The organism is Paenibacillus taihuensis, from assembly GCF_003386535.1.
Lineage (GTDB): Bacteria > Bacillota > Bacilli > Paenibacillales > Paenibacillaceae > Paenibacillus_Z > Paenibacillus_Z taihuensis.
The window spans coordinates 38834-62936 of sequence record NZ_QTTN01000001.1; the positions used below are offsets into that span (position 1 = coordinate 38834).

The window sequence follows — 24103 nt, forward strand, 5'->3', positions numbered from 1 at the left end:
TCCGTGATTGAAGTTGAACGGCGAACCTGTTTTTGCTGGCGTTTTAGACGGTGTGCCTGCGAGAGGTGTTTCAATCTGCGGCTGCACGTTTAAATAAAGTTGGGGTATGAATTGAGGAGGTAATTTCAAATGTCAGAAGAAACAAAAGTTCAAGAGTCCGCAGCAGCGGAAAGCCAAGAAGCGATGGACAATTTCGTGTCCTTGAAAAAAGGGGACACAGTGAATGGTACGATCGTCAAAATCGAAGATAACCAAGTGTTCGTTAGCCTTGGATATAAATATGACGGCGTTATTCCCCTCCGTGAGCTTTCCTCCGTACAGCTTGACAACGCAGCAGATGCTGTTCAAGTTGGTCAAGAGGTACAACTGAAAGTCGTCAGCATCGACGACGGTAAAGAAAAGCTCGTTCTTTCCAAGAAAGCAATCGATAGCGAGAGCGCTTGGGATACGCTGCAAGCACGCTTCGATTCCGGCGAAGTTTTCGAAATTTCTGTCGCTGACGTAGTTAAAGGCGGCCTTGTTGCCGACGTTGGCGTACGCGGATTCATTCCAGCTTCCATGGTGGAGCGTCATTTCGTAGAAGATTTCAGCGATTACAAAGGTCGTACGCTTCGCGTGAAAGTGAAAGAGATCGACAGAGAAAACAACAAAGTAATCCTTTCTGCTAAAGAAGTGCTTGATGCAGAATTCGAACAAAATAAACAAAACATCATCGGCGGCCTGCAAGTTGGCCAAGAGCTTGATGGTACAGTACAACGTTTGACTCCGTTCGGCGCATTCGTTGATATCGGCGGCATTGACGGCCTTGTACACGTATCCGAGCTGTCCTGGCAGCACGTTGCACATCCGAAGGATGTTGTAACAGAAGGCCAATCCGTTCGCGTTAAAGTACTTAAGGTTGATCCGGCTAACGGCAAAATCAGCCTGAGCATCAAAGCGGCTCAACCAGGTCCTTGGGAGCAATCCAGCGGTCAATTCAATATTGGCGATATCGTAACAGGTACGGTTCGCCGTATCGTGAGTTTCGGCGTATTCGTTGAGATCGCGCCAGGCGTTGAAGGCTTGGTTCACATTTCGCAGCTTGCGCACCGTCACGTAGCAACTCCGAACGAAGTTGTTAAAGAAGGTCAAGAAGTGAAAGCGAAAATCCTTGATTTCAACCCTGCTGAGAAGCGTGTATCCCTCAGCATCAAAGAAACTGAGGAAGCGCCTGAGCAAGCTCCACGTCCGGAGAGAGAGCGCAGTGAACGCGGTGAGCGCGCACCTCGCGGGCCGAAAGTCGAGCTGAACAACCCGAACGTTTCCTTGAGCAACGAGAGCATGAGCTTCACGCTTGCTGAGCGTTTCGGCGACAAGCTGAGCAAATTGAAATAATTAGTATGAGTTTCTTGAAAGAGCTGTCCTCAGGGCGGCTCTTTTTTATTTTGCTCTCATGGTCTTGGTCATGGTCGATTTCCCCTGCTCTGGATTAGCTTCACCATTTGCGGCGCATAATAGGGCAATGAGGTGAAACCAATCGTGAATGATGGATTTATAGCGTTCTGGCTTCTGTCGATGGCGGCTATCCTGTATATGACCGGCTGGAAGGAGCATGTAGCGGATGGGGTTCCGCACAGGGTTATTGTGTACTTTGTTCTATTCGCGCTATTGCTGCACTATGTTCAGCTGCCGATTGGCGACTCTGCTCTGATAACAGGCAGTGCGACGATTGCTGTCACTCTCGCAGTTGCACTCTTAATTGCGATGCGGAACATCGGTGCGATGCTCTTCGTGCTGTTCTCTGCATTGCTCACGGGCTTCATGTGGATGTGGATGCGGTACATCTACAGCATTGATCCTGTGTTTATCGTCGTGTCTCCGAACTGGGACGGACCGCTGCTTGCGGGCTTGTTCGCCGGACTGCTCGCGGATCGGTTTAAGACGCAGTTCATTCTGGCTGTAATGGCTGCTGTCTTCTCGGTTGGCGATCAGCTGCTGAGTCCGCTTGCGGTATCGAAGCCGATTCTTATCGGTACAGCAACTTGGTGGGACGGTCTTGTCATTGCGCTGTGCGCGGCTAGATTGACCGGTAATGTGAAGCACTGGCTTAAGGAGAAGACGCTCCGCATGATGGAGAGCCGCGGTGAACGGGGAGGGAGTGCGTAGCTAATGTTTGATCTCAATCTCAATCATATTTGGTCCGATCTGAAAGCCGGGCATCCGCACAACGTGCTGTTTGGTATCTTGCTCGGGGTTGCTTTTGGCGTAATTGCGCGGCTTCTTATGCTGCGTACAGACTATCGGCAATACCCCACATACCCGCATGGCCGTATCATTCATATTGCTCTCGGTGTAATCGCAGCGGCGCTAGGAGCAGTTGCGGTTCCGGCTATGTACAAGAAGGACTTTACGGCGATTACGTTCCTGACGCTTGCAGCGCAGCAGTTCCGAGATGTCCGTAATATGGAGCGGGAGACTTTAACGAAGATCGACAGCATGGAGCTGGTGTCGCGGGGGTCTACGTATATTGAAGGAATCGCGATGGTATTCGAAGGACGGAACTATCTCGTCATCTTGTCGGCGCTGCTGACGAGCCTAGCTTCATTGGCGCTCGGGCTGCCTTTTGGCATTGTGATGGGACTGCTCTCGCTGCTGCTTGTTAACCGTTTGAAGTCGGGGAAATCCATCTCGCACATCGCGAAAGCGGAGATTGCACCGGTCGTGATCAATGGGCCGGATCTGCTCGTTGGCGATATCTATATCATGAACGTGGGGCTCAAAGAGAATCAGCAAATTATTGCCGAACGCGGACTCGGCATTATTTTGAAGCCGTACAATCCCAATGGCAAGGCGACGCTCAGCAATCTCGGCCAACGACAGGCGATTCTGTTCGATCTTTGTACGATTCTTGGCGTTTATCGGGATGATGGAGAGCCAGCGCTAATTCCGATGGCGAAGCTCGATATAAAGGACGGACGTTTGGCGATCTTCCTGCTGCCGCATGAGAAGGATCCTGGGAAAGCGATAGCCGTCGTCGAGAGAGCGCCTATTCTGGAATCTGCGGTACGAATGCCGACAGAGGCAAGCGTAAATAAGCGGGAAGGGGAGCGGCAGCATGGCTAAAATTGTGGCGATCATTACGACAGAGCACGAGAAGGTGGCGGGCGGCGCACCAATCATTATCGAGCCTGACAATGAGAAGCGGGAACAGACGGCATTCCTTCTGGAAAAAATTTTAGACGCGACCGTGCATGATCTGAAGAACGGCTGCCTGATCCTGGTTAGTCATCAGCATTAATGAAATGTTAGCCATTCCCGTTGTTTTTTGCTATGATGGTAGGCGTGAGTATGAGAGGTACCCAATCTTTACTAATCCAAATTGGTTGCTGCGCACACACAAGGTTCTATCATCATAGTCGGCAAGAGAATTTGAGGAGTGAAACGAATGTCTAAACCCATTATTGCCATTGTAGGGCGGCCAAACGTGGGGAAGTCTACGATATTTAATCGTGTAATCGGCGATCGGCTAGCGATCGTTGAAGATAAGCCTGGCGTTACCCGCGACCGGCTGTACGGCTCGGGCGAGTGGAACGGCCGCGCGTTCAGCATTGTCGATACCGGCGGTATCGAAATCGACGGCGAAGATGAAATTATGAAATCCGTTCGGATGCAAGCGGAGCTTGCCGTCGAGGAAGCGGACGTCATTATTTTCATGGTCGATGCCAAGGCTGGACTGACGCACGCTGACGATGAAGTGGCACAGATGCTGCTTCGTTCGCGCAAGCCGATCGTTGTTGCGGTCAACAAAGTGGACAACCTGAACCGCCGCGACGATATTTATGAATTCTATAACCTCGGCTTCGGTGATCCGATCGGGATCTCGGGCTCTCACGGCACAGGCATCGGCGATCTGCTCGATGCAGCCGTTGAGAAGCTGCCGGAAGAAGTGGAAGACGATTACGATGATGATGTCATCCGCGTTGCTCTGATCGGGCGCCCGAATGTCGGCAAATCGTCGCTCGTCAACGCGCTGCTCGGCGAAGAGCGGGTTATCGTCAGCAACGTGGCTGGCACAACGCGCGATGCGATTGATACACCGTTCGAACGCGATGGCCAGAAGTACGTGCTCATCGATACTGCTGGTATGCGTAAGCGCGGCAAAGTGTACGAGACGACGGAGAAGTACAGCGTTATGCGTGCTTTGAAGGCGATCGAACGCGCGGATGTCGTGCTCGTGCTGATTAACGGCGAGGAAGGCATCATCGACCAGGACAAGCATATTGCCGGCTACGCGCATGAAGCAGGCAAAGCAGCGATCTTCGTCGTGAACAAGTGGGACGTCGTCGAGAAGGATGATAAGACGATGCAAAACTTCGAGAAGACGATCCGCGATCACTTCTTGTTCATGACGTATGCGCCTGTCGTGTTCCTGTCGGCGAAGACGAAGCAGCGCTTGCATAAGCTGCTGCCAGTCGTTCAGCACGTATCGGAGCAGCACGCATTGCGTATTCCGACGCATGTTTTGAACGATGTCGTATCGGATGCGATTGCAATCAATCCGCCTCCATCGGACAAAGGCAGACGTCTGCGTATCAATTACGCGACGCAGGTGGCGGTGAAGCCGCCTACGTTCGTGCTGTTCGCGAATGATCCGGATATGATGCATTTCTCGTACGAGCGTTACCTCGAGAACAAGATTCGCGCAGCCTTCCAGTTCGAAGGCACGCCTGTCCGCATCTTTACGAGAAAGAAATCAGACGAAGATTAATTTGCAGCGGCCAGTCTGGTGTCCCGTCCCGGGGCACCAGATTGCTGCATTTATAAAGAGAGAGGCGATTATTCGGTGTATACAGTGCTTGCGATTCTTATTAGCTATTTAGTTGGTTCGCTATCTTTCAGTATTTTAATTGCAAAATGGGTGAAGGGGATCGACATCCGCCAGCATGGCAGCGGTAACGCTGGTGCGACGAACACGCTTCGCGTGCTTGGCAAAGGCCCAGGCATCGCCGTATTCCTGCTTGATATCGCTAAAGGCGTTGTTGCCGTACTGCTCGGCATATACATGGCCGGCGGCGATTGGGGTCCGGTACTTTGCGCACTCGCGGCGATTTTCGGACATAACTGGCCGGTATGGTTCGGCTTCAAAGGCGGCAAAGGCATTGCGACGACTGTCGGCGCAATGGCGACGCTTGCTTTTATTCCAACGCTGATTGCCGGAATCGTTGCGATTGTCATTATTGCGATTACACGGTTCGTATCGCTTGGCTCGCTTATTTTTGCGCTGCTTGTGCCCATCTTTATCTGGAACATCGGCAACAATCCGCTCTCCTATGTATGGGCGGGGCTTATCGTTTGTATTCTCGCTTTCGTTCGTCACCGAACGAATATCGTAAAGCTGCTGCAAGGGAAAGAAAACAAGCTTGGTGCTAGAAAAGGGTAGGAGGCCTCTATGTCAACGAAACGTAAAGTAGCTGTACTCGTTGCGGGCAGCTGGGGAACGGCTCTTGCCACCGTTTTGGCAGACAATCAATTTGATGTTGCGCTGTGGACCCGCAATGAGGCGCAAGCCGATGAAATCAACACTCACCGTAAGAACAGCCGATACTTGAACGATGCTGTGCTGCCGGAAGGCATTACCGCTACAACTGAAATGAAGGTCGCGATTACAGGTGCGGAGCTTGTACTCTTCGCGGCTCCATCTGCAGCGATGCGTGATGTAGCAAAGCTGGCGCAGCCGTTCTTGGAGCCAGATGCAATCTGCGTTCATGCGACAAAAGGGTTCGAGTCCGTTACTTACAAGCGGATGACGACTGTCCTATCGGAAGAGCTGCAAATTCCGCTCGAGCGGCTTGTTGTGCTGTCTGGCCCAAGCCATGCGGAGGAAGTGGTCAGACGTCTGCCGACAACGGTCGTTGTGGCGTCTGCCAGCATCGAAACCGCGGAGAAGGCGCAGGACGCGTTCATCACGCGCCACTTTCGCGTATATACGAACAAAGATGTTATCGGCGTCGAAGTTGCCGGTGCCATTAAGAATATTATCGCGCTCGGCGCTGGCCTTACCGACGGGCTCGGCTTCGGCGACAATGCGAAGGCTGCGCTCTTGACGCGCGGCTTGGCGGAGATTAGCCGCCTCGGCACTGCGATGGGCGCAAGCCCGCTCACGTTCGCCGGTCTCGCCGGCGTCGGCGATTTGGTCGTGACCTGTACGAGCAAGCACAGCCGTAACTGGCGTGCAGGCTCGATGCTTGCGGAAGGCCTCACGCTGGACGAGGTGCTGAGGAAGATGGGCATGGTCGTCGAGGGCGTGCGCACGACGAGCATCGCGCGTGAGCTCGCGCAGCATTACGGCGTTGAGATGCCGATCACCGAGCAGCTCTTCGCGGTGCTGTTCCAGAAAAAGACGCCGCGCAGCGCCGTCGAGTCCTTGATGGGGCGCGGACGTACACACGAGACAGAAGACGTGGCAGGAGCATAGCCTACACCATTCCCGGTCGTCCCTCATATGATGCTAGGAGCACCTCACGGCAGGTGGCTAGCAGATCCAAGTTTTTACCTACCACTGTAAAAGCTTGAAGGAGGGACTAAGGTTGAGCGGTAAGAAGGATCTTTCCAAGGATGTTCTGAACGCTGTCAACAAGAAGACAGGCAAACCGGTAACAGAGGGTGCGGTTAAGAAGCTTGCCAGCGGCGTGACTGAAGATACGATGCAAAGCGAAGAAGAGCTTCGCAAGCTGATTATGAACGTCTCTGCGATGGCGAAAGTGCCTGTTTCAGAAAAAACGATTAATGACATCATCGGAGCCGTTAAGAAAAGCGGCATGAATATGGGTAACCTTGAAACGCTGATGAAGTTCATGCTACTCAAGAAGTAACGTTTGTGACTTTCGCGTGAAGCGCTTAGCCTTAGGCAGATGCCAGGCTCGCTTGCTGCGGAAGTCCTTTTTTCTATCATGGCTGCCTGTGCCTTCGCCCGCGCCTCGTCCTCCCGTAATTTTCAGCAAAAGTAGCTGACCAATCCGTACAAGTGGTATAATAATATGAATAATTGGCGCACAAGGTGGTAGTAAGCATTATGGATCCAATGATGAAGATGTGGGTGTCTTTCGTAGGCATCGGATTAATGGCTTTGGCCGCAGTTATGATTTCGCTGGCCAGGCTGAAGACGAAAGGCATTTTGCGGGTTATACTTTCGATGACTGCCTTTCTGCTTCTCGTGATCGGCGGGTTTCTCGGCCTGTTCTCCATCACATAATACGCAGCTGACTTTCGAAATAGTTATGGAGTGGAAAGGACGAGTTATTCATGCTGGAGCTGAAAGGCCGGACAAAGTTTGCAACCGTAGAAGTGGAGTCTGGAATGTCACTGCTTGATCTGGCGATCAAGCATAACGTGGATTTTGCATTTTCATGCACAAGAGGCACTTGTGCCAGATGCCGCTGCCAGATCGAAGCTGGCGCAGAGTTTCTAGAAGAAGTGACGGATGAAGAGTGGGATCGTCTTGAGCCGGAAGAGCTGGAGGAAGGCTACCGTCTAGGCTGTCAGGCGATCATTAAGCCAGGCGCAGGTACGATCGTAGCTGTAAACCGGCCTTATTTCTGAGGAGGGCGAGAGCGCTATGAACGACGCTGCACCATTCATCCGTGCGCTTGAGAAGATTGCTGAGGCGGCCGCGGGAACAGAGGCCACATGGCTGATCGGCGGCAGTACAGGGCTGCTGCTGCGGGGAATAGATCTTGAGACTATTCCCAGAGACCTGGATCTTTATGCAGATGACGCGGACGCGGTAGTGCTCCATCAAGCGCTGCTGCCTTACGCCATCGATGAACAGCATCATTCTGTGAGCCCGATCTATCGTTCGGTGCTCAGCCATTACCTGATCGAAGGTATTCAGGTCGAGCTTGTCGGCGGATTCGTCGTGACGGCAGGCGAAGACTGTTATAAGGTTGAAGTTCGAGATATGTTAGCGGCACGCGGAGCCTTCATTGAAGCAGGTGCTTACAGGCTCGGCATCGTTCCTCTGGCGCATGAGCTTTGGTTCAATGTGCTGAGAGACCGCGAAGATCGCGTAGCGCTTATTGCTTCTCAGATTCGGCAGGAGCCGGATCAGCACGCGGAGGCGGTGCATAGGATTGCCTCCAGAAATCAGCTATCGGCAAGAACGGTAGCGAATGTACAGCGTCTTATCGAGCAATGATTCGTTTCAACATTGAATAAGGAAGCGAGGAGATTACGTTGAACGTAACGATTACGTTTCTCCCTTCCGGACGCAGTGCAACTGTACGTGCAGGGACGACAGTACTGGAAGCTGCAAGACGGGCAGGTGTGCCGATTCGCACGCGTTGCGATGGCAAGGCCGCATGCCTCATGTGCAAAGTGACAGCTCCGAACAGCTCTTCGGGACTGTCTCCGCTAAATGACAATGAGCGCAATAAGCTCGCAGGACTTGACCGTTCGGGGACAAGGCTCGCTTGTCAGGCCAGAGTGTTCGGCCGTACCGTTGTAGAAGTGCCGGAGGACCCGCTGCGTGCAGCAGTCCGGAAACAGATGATGCGGCAAGCGGAAGAAGATGAACTTTGGTAATTTAAGGTTAGGCTAGGGGGATAAACGCACCATGAGAAGGATTAGAAGCGCGGCTGCAGCTATCATTATGCTCGTTATGGCTGTTACGCTGTCCGGCTGTTTGTATCCGAAGGATAAGCTGGGCCAGTTTCAGAAGCCGCCGAAGGACGCAATCATGAATGTACAAGCAGTTATAGACCAATTTCAGAAAGATACGGGTTTGCTCCCTATGCAGAATAGTGAAGCCGACACGCCGATATATGAGAAATTTAAAGTTGATTTCGATAAGCTGCAGCGGATGGGATACATCTCGAGCGTGCCGGAAACCGCCTATGAGAAAGGCGGCAGCTACTATTATTTAATCATTAACGAGGAAACCGACCCTACCGTTAAGCTTATGAATCTCGTGATCTATCAACAAATGAATGACCTGCAAGCGTCTATAAAAGCGTACTCGGACGCTCATAGCGGCAAGGTGCCGGCTGGTGCCGAACTCTACCCAGGCTTCTCCACGATTGACTTCAAGACGTTGGGCGGGAAGGAGCCGGATATGCACAGCATGTTCTCCGGCAGCACGTTAACGCCGATGGTGGATGCCAATGGGATGGTCTACCTCGACTACGGTCCGGACATTATGCAGCTGTTAGCCAAAGAGACCAAAAAGCCTGCAGATAATGAAGATTTGCGTGTTGTCTTGGTGAACAACTCCGACTTCGTGCCAGTTAAATCGCCGGTTTACCAACTCGTTAACGGTGATCCGCAAGCTGTTTCGAAATAAGTGTGCAAAACACCATTGAATACTCCTGCCGAATAGGGCAGGAGTATTTTTTTATTATCGCAATTATGTTCTTGCCGATCAGCAGCGAAACTTATTTTGATTATGACGCAAAAAAGCGCATAGCTTTGGTCTTTCTCTCATATATCTCAATCTTGGAAGGCCGGAAGTGTTATGGCTAATGGAAATCTATAAGATTTCATCTCTGCAGTCGTCATAATTAGGAAGAGAACGCAATAAGCTATTACTAGTCCAAAATCATGTACGAGTTGCGTCGCTAGCATGATAGCGAAGCGGCGAAACCTGACGACGAACAGCAGGAGGCAAAGCAGCAGTACGGTACGTCCATGTACAGGCGAATTACGATTGGGAGGGGATATTCAGTGGAGAAAGTGGACATTTTCAAGGACATTGCCGAACGAACCGGCGGGGATATTTACCTCGGCGTCGTCGGTGCGGTCCGCACAGGCAAATCAACCTTCATCAAGCGGTTCATGGAGACGGTTGTGCTGCCAAACATCACGAACGATGCCGATCGGGTTAGAGCGATTGATGAATTGCCGCAAAGCGCGGCAGGCAAAACAATCATGACAACTGAGCCAAAATTCGTACCGAACCAAGCGGTGCAGCTTCGGGTAGCGGAAGGGCTTGATGTGAATATCAGGCTCGTCGATTGTGTCGGCTATGCCGTTGTCGGCGCGAAAGGCTACGAGGATGAGAACGGTCCGCGGATGATTACGACTCCGTGGTTCGAAGAGCCGATTCCTTTCCAAGAAGCGGCGGAGATCGGCACACGCAAAGTAATCCAGGAGCATTCGACGCTTGGCGTCGTCGTTACGACTGACGGAACGATTGCTGAAATTCCGCGCAGCTCGTACGTCGAAGCCGAGGAGCGGGTTGTAGGCGAGCTGAAGGAAGTCGGCAAGCCGTTCGTCCTCATCGTCAACTCCACGCGTCCGAAGAGCGAAGAGGCGCTGCAGCTGCGCAGCGAGCTCCAAGCGAAATACGATATTCCAGTCATTACGCTGAGTGTCGCAACGATGGGCGAAGAAGAAGTTATGTCCGTTCTGCGCGAGGTGCTCTACGAGTTCCCTGTGCATGAAGTGAACGTGAACCTTCCAAGCTGGGTTATGGTGCTCAACGACAATCACTGGCTGCGCAACAACTACGAGAACTCCGTACGCGACACTGTCAAAGACATTCGCCGTCTGCGCGATGTCGACCGCGTCGTTACGCAGTTTATGGAATACGAGTTCATCGCCCGTGCCGGCCTAAGCGGCATGAACATGGGGCAAGGAGTCGCTGAGATCGATCTCTACGCGCCGGATGAATTGTATGACCAAATCTTGATGGAAGTCGTCGGCGTCGAGATTCGCGGCAAAGACCATCTGCTCCAGCTGATGCAGGACTTCGCGCATGCGAAGCGGGAGTACGATCGGTTCGCAGAAGCGCTCGAAATGGTCAAGACGACAGGCTACGGCATTGCGGCACCTACGCTTGCTGAGATGGCGCTTGATGAGCCGGAGCTGATCCGCCAAGGCTCGCGCTTCGGTGTCCGCCTGAAAGCGACTGCCCCGTCTATCCATATGATTCGCGTCGATGTCGAGTCCGAGTTTGCGCCGATTATCGGAACCGAGAAGCAAAGCGAGGAGCTCGTCCGGTACTTAATGCAGGACTTCGAGAACGATCCGATCAAGATTTGGGAATCCGACATCTTCGGCAGGTCGCTTCATTCGATCGTAAGGGAAGGCATCCAGGGCAAAATCGCGATGATGCCGGACAATGCACGGTACAAACTGCAGGAAACATTGGGCCGGATTATCAACGAAGGCTCTGGCGGACTCATTGCCATTATCTTGTAAAACAAGGAAGACACGCCCGCAGGCGTGTCTTTTTTTCGTGCTCATAAGTGAAAAAAACGATAAAAAACCTAGGATTGGCCTAGGAAATCGCCTAGAGCCTCTTGAAATATACGTACTAACTGTATTACTATAAATCTGTTCATTGGTTCAATATGCAGGATTTGCACATAACGGAATTTCTTTGCACCTAAGCCTGCATGTATAATTTTACGGGTTTCGGTAAAACAAGATGATAATGGTGTGCATACGAACTGCCGTCAGGGGAGGTGAAAGAAATGAACAAAACGGAACTGATTGCGAAAGTAGCCGAATTGACTGACCTTTCCAAGAAAGATGCTTCCAAAGCGGTTGATGCCGTTTTTGATGCCATCTCCGAATCGCTGCAAAGCGGGGATAAAGTACAATTGGTGGGCTTCGGTAACTTCGAAGTGAAGAGCCGCGAAGCGCGCAAAGGTCGTAACCCGCAAACGGGTGAAGAGATCGACATCCCAGCAAGCAAAATTCCATCTTTCAAAGCTGGTAAATCTCTGAAGGATCAAGTTTCCCAATAAGAAGCGGTTAAGCCGTTTGATGACGTCCGAGTGCATCCTGCATTCGGACGTTTTTCGTGAGAGAGATGTGTCTTTCGTCTCTATTGACAAGGATATGCAATTCCAGTAGACTGTTGCTTGCTCGTATACATAAGGAAATCAAGAAGCTTGATGAAGCGGAGGCTGTGCACATGGAGGACATGAACGGCGAGTATATCGTCATCAAAGCGAAGGCTCAGGGCGTACAGGTGATTGGCTTGACGCGCGGGCAAGATACGAAGTTTCACCACACGGAGAAGCTCGATAAAGGCGAAGTGCTTATTTGTCAGTTCACGAATCATACGTCTGCGATCAAGATTCGCGGCAAAGCAACCGTGCTAACCAAATATGGCACCGTCGATACGGAAGATGAACGTTAAAAGCAGGCATAGCCTGCTTTTTTAGTTTGTAGACTAAGAGAAGAAGGACATTCTATGCTATAAAAAGGCGGAGGATGCGTCATGGCTCAATGGTCACGAAGCTCGTCACACTGGCGAAGGCTTCTCTTAGCTTGTTCGATCACACTTTCACTCACGCTGCTCTTATCGGTGTTCCCTATGCTCATACAACGGAGTGCGGAGAGTAAAGGCGATGTATCGGTGTTTCACCCTGTTCCGGTCAAAAGGCTGAACTCCGATGTGATTGTAGACACGATGCTGAGCCTCGGACTCTCGCTGCAGGTGAAGAGCGTTGGTTGGAAGGGCTCGGTGCTGTCGGTCGATTTATCAACGGATGGATATGGGCAAGCTGAGGATGTATGGATTGCTGATTTGCAGCGGCTACTCGAGTTTTCTTTTGTCCAGGCCGATAATGTGAGCAGGCTGCTTGTCCGGTTCGTAACGCCAGTTCGCCAGGCGGGCGAAAGCGATGAAACGAAGCTGCAGCTCATCGCTGCATCCGATGTAAGAAAGACCGATTCGTGGCTGTCCACAGATCTGTCAAAATTGAAAGGGGAAGAGTCGTTTTTTGACGAAAATTGGCGGAAGCGGCTGCGGTTGTCCGTCTCCCGGTTGTAGCATAACGGTTGACATAGTGCTATAATAATTAGATTAAAAAGCAGCAACACTCTCGCTGTACTGTTCGGAGGCTAGGCCACAATGAAATCGTATAGAATACCCGAAATGGCTAAAAAGTACGTTGAGTACGATATGATTCAAGCACACACGGAGCTGCCGGAATTTCCTGAATCGCGGATCCGGCTGCTCTTTACATTTCTGGCCAATCAGCGTACCCCGCTGATTCACAGCGAGCTGTATTCGCTCGTCGTATTGCTCGTGCAATTCGGCATGGATACGCATGATATGATTGATTCCGAGTCTGGACGCCTCGGCGAGAAGGATATGCGGTCGCGGCAGTTGAAGGTGCTTGCTGGCGATTACTACTCCAGCCGCTTTTATCAGCTGCTGGCTCAAGCGGGTCAAGTAGAGATGATCCGCCGCATTAGCAATGGTGTTACAGAGGTCAACAAGCTGAAGGTGAGCCTCTACATGAGGATGAAGCAGCTGAAGCTGACAGCAGAAGAGTATGTGTCGCAGTACGTCCGGATTAAGACGGAGCTGTTCCAAGCCTTCACTTCTGTACTCGATGACAAAATGGCGCTAATATGGACCGAGCTGCTCCACGGCGTAGGCCGATGCGAAGTAGTGATGGACGAACTGATCCGCAGCGAGAAGCCGGAAAGCTTTGACGGCAGCTGGGGTTATTGGCATGTCATGGACAGCGGAAGCGATGAAGAGAAGCGCAGGCTCACCTCGGATTTGGCGAACGAACCGGCATTCACCTCGTCCCTGTTGGCGAAGTATGATGTTCGCGGCCAATTGACCGAGAAGCTGAAGCAGTCTGTTCAGCAGGTACAGTCGCTTGCTTCGAAGCTTGAATCCGATAAGCTTGTCCGTGAGCTGCAGCAGCTTGGCGATTCGTTTCTACGTCCGGTAATGCCCGCAGCTTCGGCTTTCGAATAGAGAAAGTAAGGTGAAATGAGTGCAATCCAAGTCAAAAGAAGAACATGTACACGCCGTATTTGAGAGCATCGCGCCGAAGTATGACCTCATGAACGATCTGATCAGCTTCGGACGGCACAAAGCATGGCGTAAATTTACGATGCGCAAAATGGACATGAATCCAGGGGCGACAGCGATTGATCTGTGCTGCGGCACTTGCGATTGGACGATTGCGCTGGCGAAGGAAAGCGTGAGCGGAGGCATCGTCGGCCTCGACTTCAGCCAGAACATGCTTGAGGTCGGCAAGCAGAAGGTGAAGCACGAGGGACTTGATCACCAGATCTCGCTCGTGCAGGGCAATGCGATGGCCCTCCCGTTTGAAGATAACCGGTTCGACTATGCGACGATCGGCTTCGGTCTTCGCAACGTGCCTGACCTGGAGCAGGTGCTTCGCGAAATGATGCGTGTGGTGAAGCCTGGCGGACAAGTTGTCTGCCTCGAGATGTCGAAGCCAACATTGCAGCCGTTCAAAGCGATCTATTACTTCTATTTCGAGAAGGTCATGCCTGCGATCGGGAAGCTTGTTGCGAAGAAGTACGAGCAGTACAAATGGCTGCCGGAATCGCTCAAGACATTCCCGGACTCCAAGCAGCTCGCGGCGAAATACCGTGAGATCGGTCTGACCAATGTGCGCGTCTTCCCGTTCGTTTTCGGTGTCGCGGCATTGCACATCGGGACGAAGGGAACGGACAACGCATGATTCGCAAAACCAAAATAATTCTCGAAATGATTAAAGTAGAGCATACGATCTTCGCGCTCCCGTTTGCGTTCATGGGCGCGATGCTTGGCGCAGTAATGCTCGAGAACCGGATGCCGCATTGGGCGGAGATCGGATGGATCCTGCTCGCGATGATCGGCGCTAGAAGCGCGGCGATGGCGCTGAACCGCGTAATCGATCGTGTCATTGATGCGAAGAATCCTCGCACAGAGAAACGTGCCATCCCAGCAGGCTTGCTGAAGGTTGGCGAAGTTATTTTATTTATTGTCGTCTCGTTCGCGGTGCTGTTTATCGCGGCCTCACAGCTCGATCCGATATGCATGAAGCTGATGCCAATTGCGGTCTTCTTCCTTGTCTTATATTCGTATACAAAACGTTTTACATGGCTGTGCCACGTTGTACTTGGCCTTACAATCGGACTTGCTCCGCTCGGCGGGTGGGTTGCGATTACAGGTGAGTTCGAGCTGTCGGCATGGGTGCTTTACGGGGCGGTTGTATGCTGGCTTGCCGGGTTTGACATTATCTATGCGTGTCAGGATTTCGACTTTGACCGCAAAGAGGGCGTTCATTCCATTCCTGCACGCTTCGGCATAGCAGGAGCGCTTCGCCTCGCACGCGGATTTCATTTGCTCACGGCCATCGGATTCATTTCTTTATTCTGGCTAACTCCGCTCAGCTGGCTGTACTTGATTGGCGCAGTCGTCTCGGTTGGCATGCTCTGCTACGAGCACATGATTGTGCGTGAGGATGATATGAGCCGTGTTCAAACTGCATTCTTCACCATGAACAGTACCCTTAGCGTTATCCTGTTTATTTCGACGCTGCTTGACTTGGTGGTGCTTCACAAGTGGTAGAACTGGCATCACGTAAGCGGTGGGTTGTCGGCATAACGGGAGCGAGCGGCGCTCTCTACGGTCTTCAGCTGATCCGCAGCCTCATTGAAGCGGACCAGGATGTGCATCTGGTTGTTACGGAAGCAGGCTGGCGCGTGCTGAAGGAAGAGCAGGGCTGGGAAACATCGAAGCGTCAGCAAGCCATCGATGCTGCATTCCCGGGTCTCGTAGAGAGCGGGCGGCTGAAGCTTCACCCGAACGCCGACATTGGCGCAAGTATCGCAAGCGGCTCCTTCCGTGTGGAAGGCATGATTATTATGCCTTGCTCCATGGGCACCCTTGCTTCGATCGCACATGGGATTTCGGACGATTTGATGACGCGCGCTGCGGATGTTATGCTGAAGGAAGGCCGCAAGCTGCTAATCGTGCCTCGCGAAACACCGCTGCATGCGATACATCTGGAGAACATGCTTACGCTGGCGAAGCTTGGGGTTAAGATCATCCCAGCTATGCCGGCGTTCTATTATGGACCGCAAACGATTCACGATATGGTTAATTTTCTAGTCGGGAAAGTGCTCGATCAACTTCCGCTGGATCATGATTTGTACAGAAGATGGGGAGATGAACAGCATGGCGTTTAATCGCCCGATCACAGTCGGCCGCATTGACTATGCGAACGTTTGGCCTATTTTTCATTATGCAGAGGAACAGCTTCCATCTGATCAATTCAAGATTGAGAAGCGCGTGCCGTCTGCACTAAACCGTGCACTGCGCCAAGGTGAAATCGACATCACCTCGATGTCATCATTCGCTTATGCAGAGAACGCGGAGAATTACTTGCTGCTGCCGGACTTGTCGGTAAGCGCCAAGGGACGAGTCAATTCCATATTGCTATTTCTGAAGAAGCCGCTTGAAGAAGTGCTCAAAGGGCGAATCGCGCTTACAACAACTTCAGCGACAAGCGTTAATTTACTCAAAATACTCATGAAGCTCTATTACAATGCAGAGCCTTCTTATATTACAATGGAACCGAAGCTGGACGAGATGCTGGAGGAAGCAGACGCTGCCCTTCTCATCGGAGATACGGCGATTACGGCTTCGTGGGAAAATGCAGAGCGTGGTTTGCAAGTTATCGACCTCGGCGAGCTGTGGCGCAATTGGACAGGCTATGGCATGACCTTCGCACTCGTAGCGGTACGCCGCGAAATTGCGGAAACGTATCCCGAGATGGTCGCTGAAGTGCATCGCGCCTTGACAGCCAGCAAAGAGAAGAGCTTGCGAGAGCTGACGCCGCTCGTAGAGAAGGCATGTATGCTCCTTGGCGGGGGACCTGCCTACTGGAGTCGTTATTTCAAGGAGCTGCACTATGATTTCGGCGCGAATGAACAGGCAGGGCTGACGCTTTACTTTGATTACGCGCATCAGCTGGGCTTATTGCCGAATGAAGTGCAGATGAAATTTTTTGAAGACCAAAACGTCCTTAAGGTGAACAAATGAACCTACTTCAAATTTACGCCAAACTGAAAAGCGATCTTGATGCCATAGAGGCAAAGCTAGCGAGCAGCGTGACGAGTGATCATGCGCTTCTTAGCGACGCCTCGACGCATCTGCTCAAAGCGGGCGGTAAGCGTATTCGTCCGGTCGTTGTACTGCTTGCAGGCAAGTTCGGCGATTATCGGCTCGATGTGCTCGAGAAAGTGGCCGTGCCGCTAGAACTTATACATATGGCTTCTCTTGTCCATGATGATGTTATAGACAACGCGGAGACGCGCCGCGGTCAGCTGACCGTGAAGTCCAAATGGGACAACCGGATTGCGATGTACACGGGCGACTATATCTACGGTAAAGCGCTTGCCCTCGCAACCGAACTGCCAAACCCGCAAATCCATCAAATTTTATCGCATGCGATGGTTCAGATGTGTATTGGCGAGATGGAGCAAATCCGAGATTTCTTCAATACCGATCAGTCCGTTCGCAATTATTTGCTTCGTATCCGCCGTAAAACGGCACTGCTTATCGCAATTAGCTGCCAACTGGGCGCAATCGCTGCAGGTGCGGACCGCAAAACAGCGAACTGCTTGTACCGTTACGGGTACAATATGGGCATGGCTTTCCAAATTCGCGATGACTTGCTGGACCTGCTTGGTACGGAGAAACAGATCGGCAAACCGCCGGGCTCTGATATTAAACAAGGCAATATGACATTGCCGGTACTTCTTGCGCTGAAAGAACCAGGACATTCGGAGGAATTGCTTGCAGAAATAAAAAAAATTCATGAGTCGAATGGAGCAGGGGAAACGAAGCGCGCGTTGAACATAATACGTAAGAGTGCAGGCATACATATCGCTGATGAGATGGCGACCCGCTATATTAACAAAGCGATCGAAGCGCTTAGCAGCTTGCCAAGCATTCCAGCTAAGAAGAATTTAACCGATATCGCCCATTTTGTAGGGAAACGAAACTACTAATCGCGTCAAGGAGGGAACATTCGATGGAAAGAACGTTTCTAATGGTTAAGCCAGACGGCGTACAGCGCGGCTTGATCGGAGAAATTGTATCACGCTTCGAGCGGAAGGGACTAAAGCTTGTCGCTGCCAAATTTATGATGATTACACCAGAGCTGGCTGAACGCCACTATGCAGAGCACATCGGGAAGCCCTTTTACCCGCCGCTTGTAGCGTTTGTGACGTCTGGGCCGGTATTTGCAATGGTGTGGCAAGGAGACAATGTCATCGGGTTGACCCGTGCCATGATTGGCAAGACAGATGCCCTTGAAGCAGCGCCTGGCACAATTCGTTCCGATTTTGCCGTACATACCAATTTTAATTTAATCCACGGTTCGGATTCGCCGGAAAGCGCAGCACGAGAGATTGGCATTTTCTTTGCATCGCATGAGCTCGTTGATTATAACCAAACCATACAACAGTGGATCTAATTTCATAAATTGCCACCAAGAGTCGGCATGATGGGGGTTCGTGCATGTTCGAGGATAAGGACTTCGGTTTATTCATCTCGAAGATTAAAGAGAAGACCGCAATCGATCTATCGCAGTATAAGGAAGCCCAGATGAAGCGGCGGCTGACGACCTTACGACAGAAGTACGGATATGATACGTTCGCGGCTTATTGGAACGGTCTTGAGAAAGACAAGAAGCTGATGAATGAGTTTCTGGACCGAATGACGATCAACGTATCGGAGTTCTGGCGCAACCCAAGCAGATGGGATGCGATGGAGAAGAAGTTTCTCCCGGAAGCGCTGAAGAACAATAGCCGCGTCAAAATTTGGAGCGCTGCCTGCTCGACAGGAGAAGAGCCTTATACGCTTTCGATGATCATGGCCGAACTCGGCGCGCATGACCGAACGTCCATACTCGCCACGGACCTTGATAACATTGTGCTGCAGAAGGCGATGCAAGGCGTGTACCAAGACCGATCTGTTCGAGATGTACCCCGCAATTATATGTCCAAATATTTCGTGAAACAGGGCGAGGATATGCTTGCCATTACGCCCCAGCTCAAAAAAAATATTACGTTTAAACAGCAGAATCTGCTGCATGATACGTTTGACACCGGATTTGATATCATCGTTTGCCGCAATGTTATGATCTATTTTACCGAAGAAGCGAAGCACATGCTTTATCATAAGTTTTCGAAAGCGCTTAAGCCTGGCGGGCTCTTGTTCGTCGGCAGCACGGAGCAGATTTTCTCGCCGGGACAATATAATTTCGATTCGGTCGAAACTTTCTTTTACCGTCGCAAGGCTTAGTGCGTATATCGTTTTCCATCTTCTGCAATACTAATGCTATCACTGCTGTGGCATTGGAGGTGCAACATGGACAAGCGAAAAGTAATTACAGCGTACAAACGTGGCTTTATTACGGTCCACGAATGCGCCCAAATTCTCGGAATCGATACTAGTCAAATGAAAGGTCTTATGAATGATCCTAATTTGAACGTGGACCCGCATTTGCTGCGGAGCCAGCATTCCGCTAACGGTTAATAAATCATGAAAGCTGTTCGTTCCGCCTTGAAGAAGGTGTGGCGGACAGCTTTTTTTCATGGGCGCAAGCCGTGGAATTGCGCTTCGAAAGCGGCTTTCATTTCCTTGTCAAACCAGCGGCGCTATACTATAATGAGCAAAAGATATTTTGGCAGACAAGCTTACATAAGCGGCCATCAAGTTTTCGGTGTTCAAAATGAGGGAGGACTTTACAGTGAGTTTACGTTATTTGACAGCGGGAGAGACGCATGGTCCGCAGTTGACGGCGATTATTGAAGGATTGCCGAGCAACCTGAAGCTGGACTTCGAAGAACTGAATTTCCAATTGCATCGCAGACAGAAAGGTCACGGCCGTGGCCGCCGGATGCAAATCGAGAAGGATACGGCGAACATCGTTGGCGGTGTGCGTCATGGGAAGACAACAGGGGCGCCAGTCGCACTTATCGTTGAGAATAATGACTGGAAGCACTGGACAACTGTAATGAACATTGAGCCGATCGAAGGCAGCGATGAAGAGAAGCGCCGCGTGCATCGTCCGCGTCCGGGTCATGCTGACTTGAACGGCGGCTTGAAATATAACTTGAAAGATTTGCGCAATGTACTGGAGCGCTCGAGCGCTCGCGAAACAGCTGCACGTGTTGCTGTTGGTGCAGTTGCAAGACAGTTCCTTGCTGCCTTCGGCATTAAAGTTGGCGGACAAGTCATCCGTATTGGCGAGATTGAAGCGCCGGCGAACAATTTGCCGCTGGACGAGCTCATCCGTTTGACGGAAGAATCGCCAGTGCGAGTGGTCGATAAAGGGACAGAAGAGAAGATGACTGCTTACATCGATCAGATCAAAGCAGAAGGCGACTCCATTGGCGGTATCGTAGAGTGCATCGTGGAAGGCGTGCCAATTGGTCTTGGCAGCCACGTGCAGTACGACCGGAAGCTGGATGGCCGCATCGCGCAAGCGGTAGTCTCCATCAATGCGTTCAAAGGCTGCGAGATCGGTATCGGCTTCGAAGCTGGCACAATCCGCGGTTCGCAAGTGCATGACGAGATCCTGTACTCCGAAGAGCGCGGCTACCACCGCAGAACGAATCGCCTCGGCGGCTTCGAGGGCGGCATGACGAATGGCGAGCAAATCGTTGTACGCGGCGTAATGAAGCCGATCCCTACGTTGTACAAACCGCTGCAAAGCGTTGATATTGATACGAAAGAGCCGTTCACGGCACAAGTTGAACGTTCGGACAGCTGCGCAGTTCCAGCCGCAAGCGTAGTCATGGAGCATGTCGTTGCTTGGGAAGTAGCGAAGGCGTTCCTGGAGAAGTTCGGCGGCGACTCGATGGAAGAGATCACAGCGAATTACAACAACTACCTGGCGCAATTGGAGAGCTACTAATGAGCGGCCATCGTGAGCTGACCGTTGAGCTTGGCGAACGGTCCTATCCGATCTATATCGGGGAAGGACTGCTTGACGAAGCGGGCAAGCTGTTCGAGCGCCATGGAATTAGCAAGAAGTCGCCGCTTATGATCATCACAGATGAGAATATTGCCGGTCGTCACTTGGCCCATTTGGAATCGGTGCTGCAAACGGCGGGTTTTGCTGTGACTAGCGCGATTATTCCAGCGGGCGAGACGTCGAAGTCGCTGCGTGAACTGGAGAGATTGACCGGGATCGCGCTCGAAAGCGGGCTAGACCGTAAATCGGCCATTGTCGCGCTTGGCGGCGGCGTCGTCGGCGACCTCGCAGGCTTCGTTGCAGCATCCTATATGCGCGGTATCAAGTTCGTGCAAGTGCCTACGACGATTCTGGCGCATGACAGCAGTGTCGGCGGTAAAGTAGCGGTGAACCATCCGCTTGCGAAGAACATTATCGGTGCGTTCCATCAGCCGGAGCTTGTGCTGTACGACTTGCTTACTTTGCAAACGCTGCCGGAACGTGAAGTGAAGGCCGGTTTGTCCGAAGTAGTGAAGCATGGCCTCATCTGGGATGCGGAATTCGTGACGTGGTGCGATGAGAATGCAGGCAAACTGCTCGCGCTCGATGCGGATGCGCTTGGCTATGCGCTTTACAAAGGCTGCAGCGTGAAAGCAGCGGTGGTTTCCAAAGATGAGCGCGAGAATGATCTGCGCGCGATTCTGAATCTCGGCCATACGATCGGCCATGCGCTCGAAGCTGTTGCCGGCTACAATGAGCTGCTGCACGGCGAAGCGATCGCGATCGGCATGATTGGATCAGCTAAGCTTGGTGTAAGGCTAGGCGCGCCGGAAGAGGTATACCATGTGACGAAGCGAGTGTTGTCGCGGGTGGGACTGCCGGTTCGATTGCCTGAACATCTGGATACGGATGAAATTATGCGTGCCATGATGCATGATAAGAAATTCCAGGAAGGCACGATGGTGTTCATCGTTCCAACTGCCATTGGCACCGTTGAAATCAATAAATCGGTATCTGCTGCGCTCGTACGCGAGATAGTAGAAGAGCTGAAACAGGAGGCCGTGTAGATGAGTGTTCGGGGAGTTCGCGGAGCAATTACGGTAGAGGTGAACGAGGAACAGCCGATTCTGCAAGCAACGGCAGAATTGCTTAACCTTATCGTAAGTGCCAATCATATTTTGCCAGAGGACATTGCTAGTGTATTCGTAACTGTAACAGGAGATCTCGATGCAACTTTCCCTGCACGTGCGATTCGCGCAATGGCTGGCTGGGATCTTGTTCCCCTGATGTGTGCGCTCGAAGTGCCTGTTAAAGGCAGCCTGGCGATGTGCATCCGACTCATGGTGATGGTGAACACGGACAAATCGCAGCAGGAGATCGAACACGTCTACTTAGGTGGAGCGAAGGCGCTGCGTCCGGATTTGAGCAAAGCTTAAACGACGATTTGGTGCAAGCCGGCCAAATAAAGTGCATTGACGGATTCAATTGCACTAGTGTATAGTGATTTCATACTTAAAGAATGAGCAGAGTAATAAGCAGAGCATAGATTAGCAGTAAGAGATGTTTTTAGAAGAGATGAGTAGAGCTGAGCTGAGTAGAGCTGAGAGCTTGCATGATTGAGACGAGTAGAGTGAGTGGTTGGAGCCATAGGTGTATTTTGCCGATTTTGTCGTACCCATTTGCTGGAATCTTGCAGCTGGGGCGTTAGATAAGTGCATCCAATTACGATTATTTCTCTATATTCGAATCAATGCTCATCATTAATATCTTCTGATACGAACACTCCTGCTGCGGCAGGAGTTTTTTTATTTTTCCTACAAGGAGAGATTAAAGATGAATCAGGAGCTTCAAGAGATTATTCGATTAGCAGGTACTTATAATTTAATTCCGGTTGTACGCAATGTGCTGGCAGATACCGAAACGCCAATTCGGCTGTTCCAGCACTTCTATAAAGAACGCCGCGCTTTTCTGCTTGAGAGCGTTGAAGGCGGAGTGAAATGGGCACGTTACTCCTTCATCGGCACGGACCCATTCATGCTAATCCGAGGCAAGAACGGCGAGATGGTTATCGAGAAGAACGGCGAAGAGACAATTCTTCGCGACAAGCCGATCGAGCTGCTCAAAGCTCACTTGCGCGCTTATCGCAGCCCATCTATCGCAGAGCTGCCGCCATTCACGGGAGGCGCGATCGGATTCTTCGGTTACGATCTGCTGCAGTATTACGAGAAGCTGCCTGCACACCGTATCGACGATTTGCAAATGAACGATATGCAGTTTATGTTCTGCGATCAGATCATCGTCTTCAACCATTTTAAGCAGCAGGTGCAAGTCATCGGCAACGTACATATCCCGCATGGCGCGAATGACCGGGATATAGAAGCCGTATATAACCAGACAGTGAGCAAGATCGAATCGACGATTGAGCGTCTGCAGCAGCCGCTGCAAACGCCGCTCGCAGGCGGGAAGGTTCCAACGGATCCGGAGCTTGGCGATGTGCAGTCGAACTTGACGAAAGAGCAGTTTCTAGCAAACGTTGAGAAATCGAAGGAATATATTCGCTCAGGCGATATTTTCCAAGTGGTGCTTTCACAGCGCTTCAGCATTGAGACGGAAGTTGATCCGCTGCATGTGTACCGCGTACTGCGCACGATGAACCCTTCGCCATACATGTACTATCTGAAAATGGATGATGAAGTCATCGTCGGCACTTCGCCGGAAGCACTCGTGAAGGTGGACGGCGAACGCGTGGAGACGCGCCCGATCGCAGGAACACGACCGCGCGGCAAGACGCCGGAGCAGGATCTTGCGCTCGAGAAGGAGCTGCTCGCTGACGAGAAAGAACGAGCAGAGCATCTGATGCTCGTTGACCTGGGACGTAACGATATCGGCCGCGTATCGGAGTTCGGTTCCGTTCGCTGCGATTCTTACATGGATATTGAGCGGTACTCGCATGTGATGCATATCGTGTCCAACGTTTCCGGCAAGCTGCGGGCGGACAAAGATTTCTTCGATGCGTTCGTCTCTTGTATGCCAGCCGGCACGGTATCCGGCGCTCCGAAGCTTCGCGCGATGGAGATTATCGCAGAGCTTGAGAATGAAGCGCGCGGCGCATATGCCGGTGCGATCGGCTATCTCGGCTTCGGCGGGAGCTTGAATACGTGCATTACGATTCGGACGCTCATTTTCAAGAATGGCAAAGCTTACGTTCAAGCAGGAGCAGGTATCGTGTGGGACTCCATTCCAGAGAGTGAGTACCAGGAAACTGTGAACAAAGCGATGGCAATGCTCAAAGCAGTTCGCGCGGCAGAAGCGATCTTCGCAGAGCCGAAGCGCGGCGTGAACATGATAAATATGGACTATTATGCGGGTGCGAAAGGGTGAGGAGC

At 51.7% G+C, this 24103-nt stretch carries 30 protein-coding genes; all 30 read left to right on the top strand.

What is annotated here, in order from left to right; genetic code table 11:
- Positions 1-129: 129 nt before the first annotated feature.
- Positions 130-1374, top strand: a complete 1245-nt coding sequence (gene rpsA / locus A8990_RS00210; RefSeq protein ID WP_116187003.1) for a 30S ribosomal protein S1 — start codon at positions 130-132, stop codon at positions 1372-1374.
- A 144-nt stretch (positions 1375-1518) separates the two neighbouring features.
- Positions 1519-2145 (top strand): YphA family membrane protein, encoded by a 627-nt coding sequence (locus A8990_RS00215; protein WP_116187004.1) that lies wholly within the window; start codon positions 1519-1521, stop codon positions 2143-2145.
- Between the two features lie 3 nt (positions 2146-2148).
- Positions 2149-3102 carry a YIEGIA family protein gene (locus A8990_RS00220; RefSeq protein WP_116187005.1) on the top strand — a complete coding sequence of 318 codons (954 nt, stop codon included), beginning with the start codon at positions 2149-2151 and terminating at the stop codon, positions 3100-3102.
- Positions 3095-3277, top strand: a complete 183-nt coding sequence (locus tag A8990_RS00225) for a capping complex subunit for YIEGIA (protein ID WP_116187006.1) — start codon at positions 3095-3097, stop codon at positions 3275-3277. The genes A8990_RS00220 and A8990_RS00225 overlap by 8 nt, the downstream gene beginning before the upstream one ends.
- A gap of 147 nt (positions 3278-3424) precedes the next feature.
- Complete coding sequence (gene der, locus A8990_RS00230) at positions 3425-4747, top strand: ribosome biogenesis GTPase Der (protein WP_116187007.1); 1323 nt, start codon at positions 3425-3427, stop codon at positions 4745-4747.
- Positions 4748-4822: 75 nt separating this feature from the next.
- Entirely contained in the window at positions 4823-5419 is a 597-nt protein-coding gene (gene plsY / locus A8990_RS00235; RefSeq protein ID WP_116187008.1) for a glycerol-3-phosphate 1-O-acyltransferase PlsY, read from the top strand.
- A gap of 9 nt (positions 5420-5428) precedes the next feature.
- Positions 5429-6454 carry an NAD(P)H-dependent glycerol-3-phosphate dehydrogenase gene (locus A8990_RS00240; RefSeq protein ID WP_116187009.1) on the top strand — a complete coding sequence of 342 codons (1026 nt, stop codon included), beginning with the start codon at positions 5429-5431 and terminating at the stop codon, positions 6452-6454.
- A 112-nt stretch (positions 6455-6566) separates the two neighbouring features.
- Positions 6567-6851 carry a stage VI sporulation protein F gene (locus A8990_RS00245; RefSeq protein WP_116187010.1) on the top strand — a complete coding sequence of 95 codons (285 nt, stop codon included), beginning with the start codon at positions 6567-6569 and terminating at the stop codon, positions 6849-6851.
- 200 nt (positions 6852-7051) lie between these two features.
- Positions 7052-7231, top strand: coding sequence for a DUF2768 family protein (locus A8990_RS00250; RefSeq protein ID WP_116187011.1), 180 nt, complete (start codon positions 7052-7054; stop codon positions 7229-7231).
- 50 nt (positions 7232-7281) lie between these two features.
- Positions 7282-7578: a 2Fe-2S iron-sulfur cluster-binding protein gene (locus A8990_RS00255; RefSeq protein ID WP_116187012.1), complete on the top strand. Its 297-nt coding sequence runs from the start codon at positions 7282-7284 to the stop codon at positions 7576-7578.
- 16 nt (positions 7579-7594) lie between these two features.
- Positions 7595-8173: a hypothetical protein gene (locus tag A8990_RS00260; RefSeq protein ID WP_116187013.1), complete on the top strand. Its 579-nt coding sequence runs from the start codon at positions 7595-7597 to the stop codon at positions 8171-8173.
- Positions 8174-8211: 38 nt separating this feature from the next.
- Positions 8212-8559, top strand: a complete 348-nt coding sequence (locus A8990_RS00265) for a 2Fe-2S iron-sulfur cluster-binding protein (RefSeq protein WP_181909335.1) — start codon at positions 8212-8214, stop codon at positions 8557-8559.
- A gap of 31 nt (positions 8560-8590) precedes the next feature.
- Positions 8591-9316, top strand: a complete 726-nt coding sequence (locus A8990_RS00270) for a hypothetical protein (RefSeq protein WP_116187015.1) — start codon at positions 8591-8593, stop codon at positions 9314-9316.
- A gap of 380 nt (positions 9317-9696) precedes the next feature.
- On the top strand, positions 9697-11175 hold the full coding sequence (gene spoIVA, locus A8990_RS00275; RefSeq protein WP_116187016.1) for a stage IV sporulation protein A: 1479 nt from the start codon (positions 9697-9699) through the stop codon (positions 11173-11175).
- Positions 11176-11450: 275 nt separating this feature from the next.
- A complete protein-coding gene (locus A8990_RS00280) occupies positions 11451-11726 on the top strand; it encodes an HU family DNA-binding protein (protein ID WP_116187017.1) in 276 nt (91 codons plus the stop codon).
- A gap of 170 nt (positions 11727-11896) precedes the next feature.
- Entirely contained in the window at positions 11897-12124 is a 228-nt protein-coding gene (gene mtrB, locus A8990_RS00285; RefSeq protein WP_116187018.1) for a trp RNA-binding attenuation protein MtrB, read from the top strand.
- 81 nt (positions 12125-12205) lie between these two features.
- Positions 12206-12760, top strand: a complete 555-nt coding sequence (locus A8990_RS00290) for a hypothetical protein (RefSeq protein WP_147306747.1) — start codon at positions 12206-12208, stop codon at positions 12758-12760.
- Positions 12761-12841: 81 nt separating this feature from the next.
- Positions 12842-13705 (top strand): heptaprenyl diphosphate synthase component 1, encoded by an 864-nt coding sequence (locus tag A8990_RS00295; RefSeq protein ID WP_116187020.1) that lies wholly within the window; start codon positions 12842-12844, stop codon positions 13703-13705.
- A 19-nt stretch (positions 13706-13724) separates the two neighbouring features.
- The gene (locus A8990_RS00300; protein ID WP_116187021.1) at positions 13725-14444 is read left to right on the top strand and encodes a demethylmenaquinone methyltransferase; all 720 of its coding nucleotides are present in this window, start codon (positions 13725-13727) and stop codon (positions 14442-14444) included.
- Complete coding sequence (locus A8990_RS00305) at positions 14441-15316, top strand: UbiA-like polyprenyltransferase (protein ID WP_116187022.1); 876 nt, start codon at positions 14441-14443, stop codon at positions 15314-15316. Before A8990_RS00300 ends, A8990_RS00305 begins: the two co-directional genes overlap by 4 nt.
- Positions 15310-15936: a UbiX family flavin prenyltransferase gene (locus A8990_RS00310; RefSeq protein WP_116187023.1), complete on the top strand. Its 627-nt coding sequence runs from the start codon at positions 15310-15312 to the stop codon at positions 15934-15936. Before A8990_RS00305 ends, A8990_RS00310 begins: the two co-directional genes overlap by 7 nt.
- On the top strand, positions 15926-16792 hold the full coding sequence (locus A8990_RS00315) for a menaquinone biosynthetic enzyme MqnA/MqnD family protein (RefSeq protein WP_116187024.1): 867 nt from the start codon (positions 15926-15928) through the stop codon (positions 16790-16792). The genes A8990_RS00310 and A8990_RS00315 overlap by 11 nt, the downstream gene beginning before the upstream one ends.
- Positions 16789-17763, top strand: a complete 975-nt coding sequence (locus A8990_RS00320) for a polyprenyl synthetase family protein (protein WP_116187025.1) — start codon at positions 16789-16791, stop codon at positions 17761-17763. The genes A8990_RS00315 and A8990_RS00320 overlap by 4 nt, the downstream gene beginning before the upstream one ends.
- A gap of 23 nt (positions 17764-17786) precedes the next feature.
- A complete protein-coding gene (gene ndk, locus A8990_RS00325; protein ID WP_116187026.1) occupies positions 17787-18230 on the top strand; it encodes a nucleoside-diphosphate kinase in 444 nt (147 codons plus the stop codon).
- A 44-nt stretch (positions 18231-18274) separates the two neighbouring features.
- On the top strand, positions 18275-19060 hold the full coding sequence (locus A8990_RS00330) for a CheR family methyltransferase (RefSeq protein WP_116187027.1): 786 nt from the start codon (positions 18275-18277) through the stop codon (positions 19058-19060).
- 66 nt (positions 19061-19126) lie between these two features.
- Positions 19127-19294 carry a hypothetical protein gene (locus tag A8990_RS31340; RefSeq protein WP_181909336.1) on the top strand — a complete coding sequence of 56 codons (168 nt, stop codon included), beginning with the start codon at positions 19127-19129 and terminating at the stop codon, positions 19292-19294.
- Positions 19295-19508: 214 nt separating this feature from the next.
- Complete coding sequence (gene aroC, locus A8990_RS00335; RefSeq protein WP_116187028.1) at positions 19509-20678, top strand: chorismate synthase; 1170 nt, start codon at positions 19509-19511, stop codon at positions 20676-20678.
- The gene (gene aroB, locus A8990_RS00340; protein ID WP_116187029.1) at positions 20678-21784 is read left to right on the top strand and encodes a 3-dehydroquinate synthase; all 1107 of its coding nucleotides are present in this window, start codon (positions 20678-20680) and stop codon (positions 21782-21784) included. The genes aroC and aroB overlap by 1 nt, the downstream gene beginning before the upstream one ends.
- Positions 21785-22153, top strand: coding sequence for a chorismate mutase (gene aroH, locus A8990_RS00345; protein WP_116187030.1), 369 nt, complete (start codon positions 21785-21787; stop codon positions 22151-22153). It abuts the gene before it with no gap.
- A gap of 397 nt (positions 22154-22550) precedes the next feature.
- Entirely contained in the window at positions 22551-24098 is a 1548-nt protein-coding gene (gene trpE, locus A8990_RS00350) for an anthranilate synthase component I (protein WP_116187031.1), read from the top strand.
- The last annotated feature ends 5 nt before the right edge of the window (positions 24099-24103 follow it).